This window comes from Mesorhizobium sp. M5C.F.Ca.IN.020.32.2.1 (genome assembly GCF_004023105.1).
Lineage (GTDB): Bacteria > Pseudomonadota > Alphaproteobacteria > Rhizobiales > Rhizobiaceae > Mesorhizobium > Mesorhizobium wenxiniae.
Map to the genome: position 1 here is coordinate 1 of NZ_RZSX01000553.1, position 4,353 is coordinate 4,353.

Genomic DNA, 4,353 nt, shown 5'->3' on the forward strand with positions numbered 1-4,353 from the left:
GATCTACACTGCACTGTCCACCCCTGGACCGGAAGGGAGCAACGGTTTCGCTCCTTTTGGCAACGAGGGAAAGGAGATGTTCCATGTTCGAGAACAGTATGTGGTTGATCGTCGTTGCTGGCGGCCCGCTACTGCTAGCAATCGTGATCGCTTACGCACTCCTCACGTGGCGCCGTCGGGGGCCTGCAGAGCGCAGAGAAAGCGATCGGGCCACTGAGCGACTGTATCGCGAGGAAAAGGACCGGCCGGGCCGAGGCAGCTGAGAACCGTATCGAGAGCTCAGACTTTTGTCTTGCTGCTGCTAAACTCCAACACTTCGGGCCAAAGCGCCTGGATCTGCTTCGGCAACGCGTCTCGCACCTTGACCAACTGGCCGAAGTCGACATGCCTGGCGAGACCTTTGAACACGGATCTCGTCGCATCCTCGGGATTCAAGGGTCGAGTGGATTTCATCTCCTCGGCCACCCGCTGCAGGAAGTCCTCCAATGAACGGCTGCTGGTCGGCAGATCACGCGGCCGATACCGATCATAGTAGGCTCCACGCACGAGAAGCGGCAGCCCCGCCCCCAAATTGGCAGCCAGTTCGATCTGCAGCAAATCCCGCAAGGTGCGTCAAACAGCTCCCAGCATATGCCAGGCAACGCGCCTATCGGGCCCGTAATCGGCCATGATCTCGTCCAGCCAGATGTTTGTCGTCTGCAGGGTTTTTGTCAAAAACTTCCAAGCCGGTCGCGCTCATCGTCGCCTGCTTTTGCATGACAATCCCAAGGCTCGCCCCCAACATTCGCCCTAACGCCAACTATGACGGGCAAACGGGGATCGAACGCAATTGTTTCGTCACTCGTTGAAAATTGCCCAAATAGCCACGGCGAATGCAGCTAGTTCGAAAGCTCAGTTGCCCGGAACCTTCCGCCCCTCTCGCCGGTTTACGGCGGAGGGGTTGGAAATGGGTCAATATTTCAGCCTGTCCGCTGCGTCATTATCGCTGGCGAGCGGCTTTGCCGGAGCCCGGTCGGTACTTGAGCCCGCGGGAGCGGAAGCGCAGCAGACAGCCATACTGTTTTGGATAATGCTAAGTGGCGGCGCCGTCATCTGGCTGGGCGTGGTTGGCGTGCTTCTTCATTCAGCCCTATTCAACCGCCGCAGGCTGGCCGAAAAGTCTGCCAGCAGGATCATCCTTTGGGGCGGCGTGGTCTTCCCGTCGGTCACGCTTTGTGTCCTGCTCGCCTATGCACTGTGGCTGATGCCTGGCCTTCGGCCCTTCGCCCAGGCGGGCGCCGCCGGCCTGCGGATTGAAATCACCGGCAGGCAGTTCTGGTGGGAAGTTGTCTACCGCCCAGCTCAGGGACCGCCGGTCGCGTCCGCCAACGAGGTCAGGCTGCCGGTCGGCGAGCGCGTCGAATTCACCCTGAAAAGCGCCGATGTGATCCATTCCTTCTGGATCCCACCGCTCGGCGGCAAGATGGACATGATCCCCGGTCGCACCAACAGGCTTTCGCTTATGGCTACGAAACCCGGCATCTTCCGCGGGCCCTGTGCGGAATATTGCGGCACGTCTCACGCGCTGATGGCGTTCTCGGCCGTGGCGATGGAGCCCGAAGCATTCCGGTCCTGGCTCGCCGCCCAGGCAATTCCCGCGGAAGGCGCCGGCGCGAGCGGCGGCGCGCTGTTTCTGCGCCATGGCTGCGGGTCCTGCCATTTCGTCGCGGGCACCGATGCGCGCGGCCTGATCGGCCCGGATCTTTCGCATCTCGGTTCCCGCGCCACCGTCGGAGCCGGCATCCTGCCCAACACCGAAGACGCCGTCGCCCGCTTCATCGCCCGGTCCGAACTAATCAAGCCCGGCTCCAGGATGCCGGCCTTCGACATGTTGCCGCCGGACGACATTCGCGCCATCGCCGCCTGGCTGAGAGGCCTGCAATGAGCGCTGCGATCAAGAAGCGCTCGCCGGAGGAATACAAGGCGCAGGAGGAGCGGCTGCGCGCCGTCTGGGCCAATCCGGCCGGCTGGCGCTACTGGACCTCGGTGAACAATTTCCAGATCGGCCTCTGGTACGGCTCGGCGGCTTTCGCCTTCATGCTGTTCGCCGGCGCGCTCGCGCTGCTGATGCGCCTGCAGCTCGCCGTGCCCGACAACGACTTCCTGTCGGCCGACTTCTTCAACCAGGCTTTCACCCTGCACGGTACGGTGATGATGTTCCTGTTCGCGGTGCCGATCTTCGAGGCAGTCGCGATCTTCCTCCTTCCGCCGATGCTGGGCGCGCGCGAGATGCCGTTTCCGCGCCTGGGGGCGTTCAGTTTTTGGAGCTTTTTCCTCGGCGGTATCTTCGTCTGCGGCTCCATCTTCTTCAGCGCGGCGCCGTCGGCAGGCTGGTTCATGTATCCGCCGCTCGCCACCGACAAGGAGTTCTCCGGCATCGGCGCCGACATCTGGCTGCTCGGCCTTTCCTTCATCGAAGTCGCCTCGATCGCGGCCGCCGTCGAGCTCATCGTCGGCATCATGAAATGCCGCGCGCCGGGCATGCGCATCAACCTGATGCCGCTCTTCGCCTGGTACCTGTTGATCGTTGCTGGAATGATCCTGTTCGCCTTCCCGCCGCTGATCGCCGGCGACCTCCTGTTCGAGATGGAACGGATGTTCGATTGGCCGTTCTTCGACGCAGCGCGCGGCGGCGACCCGCTGCTGTGGCAGCATCTGTTCTGGATATTCGGCCATCCGGAAGTCTACATCATCTTCCTACCGGCTATCGCGCTGATGGCGATGATCGTGCCGACTTTTTCCCAGCGTCCAATCGTCGGTTATTCCTGGATCGTGCTCGCGGCAGTGGGAACGGGATTCCTTTCTTTCGGCCTGTGGGTACACCACATGTTTGCGACAGGCCTGCCGCAGATCTCCCTGGCCTTCTTCTCGGCGGCCTCCGAGGCGGTGGCGATCCCGACGGGCGTGCAGATCTTCGTCTTTATCGCCACCATGCTGGCCGGCCGGGTGATCTTCTCGACTCCGATGCTGTTCGGCACCGGAGGACTTGCCATCTTCGTCATTGGCGGACTGACGGGCGTGATGGTGGCGCTCGCACCCTTCGACTGGCAGGCGCACGACACGTACTTTGTCGTCGCGCACCTCCATTATGTGCTGATCGGCGGCATGCTTTTCCCGGTCGTGGCCGGGCTCTACTACTATTACCCGCTGATCGACGCGAAGAAGCTCTCCGACCGTCTGGGACGGCTCGCCTTCTGGCTGATGTTCTGCGGCTTCAACATCGGCTTCTTCCCCATGCATCTGAGCGGCCTGCGCGGCATGCCCCGGCGTGTCTTCACCTATCCGGCCGAAATCGGCTGGGATTGGCTGAACCTGATCTCGACGGCCGGAGCCTTCATTTTCGCCGCGGGCGTGCTGGTGGTTGTCTTCGACGTGCTCAGGCCGAAGCACCGGGAGCCGCGCGACGAACTCAACCCGTGGAATGCTGGCACCCTGGAATGGATTTCCGAGCCGGAGGAGGACTGGGGCGTCCGCTCGATACCCATCGTGCGCAGCCGCTATCCCCTCTGGGACCAGAAGGATCTTGCGCGCGAGGTCAATGAAGGCCGCTGTTACCTGCCCGACGCGGAAGAGGGACGGCGCGAGGGACTAGTCACCTCCGTGCTCGACGCCGACCCCATCCAGGTGCTGCGCGTCGGCGGCAGTTCCCATGTCACCATCGTCTCGGCCCTTTCGCTCGGAGCCGCCTTCATCGCGCTTACCTTCCACTGGTGGATCGCGACGGCGATGGCCGCAATCACCTGCTTTTGCGCCGTCATCTACTGGCTCTGGACGGGCACTGGCGAAATCCCCGACAAGCCGGAAAAGGATGTCGGCCTGGGCCTCAGCCTGCCGCTTTATGCCTCCGGCCCCGATTCGGTCGGCTGGTGGGCGATGTTCATCATCATGGTGGGCGACGGCACCGCCTTCGCCAGCCTCGTCTTCGGCTATTTCTTTTACTGGACGATCCATGCCGACTTCACCGCGGGGATTGCCGGGCCTGATGCGATCTGGTCGCTGCTGGCTGCCGTCCTGTTCGCTGCAGCGTGGGGCCTGATGGTGGCGGCCCGCATGTTCAACAGGCGCGGCGCCACGGCCACTGTGCGCGGCTTGCTGGTTGCGTGCCTGCTGACCACCGTTGCCGCGTCCGCCGCAGGCTTGGCCGCGCCGTGGTCTCCCGGCATGGACCCAACGCGCCACGTCTATCCTGCAATCGTGTGGATCCTCGTGATCTGGGTGCTCGCTCATGCCGCGCTCGGCACGGTAATGCAGGCCTATTGCCTGGCCCGCTCTTTGGCCGGCCGACTGACGCCGAAGCATGACATGGATCTAAGC

General features: G+C 63.0%; 2 protein-coding genes and 1 pseudogene. 2 read left to right on the plus strand and 1 reads right to left on the minus strand.

What is annotated here, in order from left to right; genetic code table 11:
* Window positions 1-279 precede the first annotated feature (279 nt).
* A pseudogene (locus tag EOA86_RS24070) lies at window positions 280-739 on the minus strand (DUF2267 domain-containing protein).
* A gap of 207 nt (window positions 740-946) precedes the next feature.
* Between EOA86_RS24070 and coxB the strand changes: the two are divergent.
* Both coxB and ctaD read left to right on the plus strand, forming a co-directional pair.
* A complete protein-coding gene (gene coxB / locus EOA86_RS24075) occupies window positions 947-1,924 on the plus strand; it encodes a cytochrome c oxidase subunit II (RefSeq protein WP_128343950.1) in 978 nt (325 codons plus the stop codon).
* A partial coding sequence (ctaD, locus tag EOA86_RS24080) for a cytochrome c oxidase subunit I (protein ID WP_128343952.1) occupies window positions 1,921-4,353 on the plus strand: 2,433 nt, incomplete at its 3' end. The genes coxB and ctaD, both read left to right, overlap by 4 nt.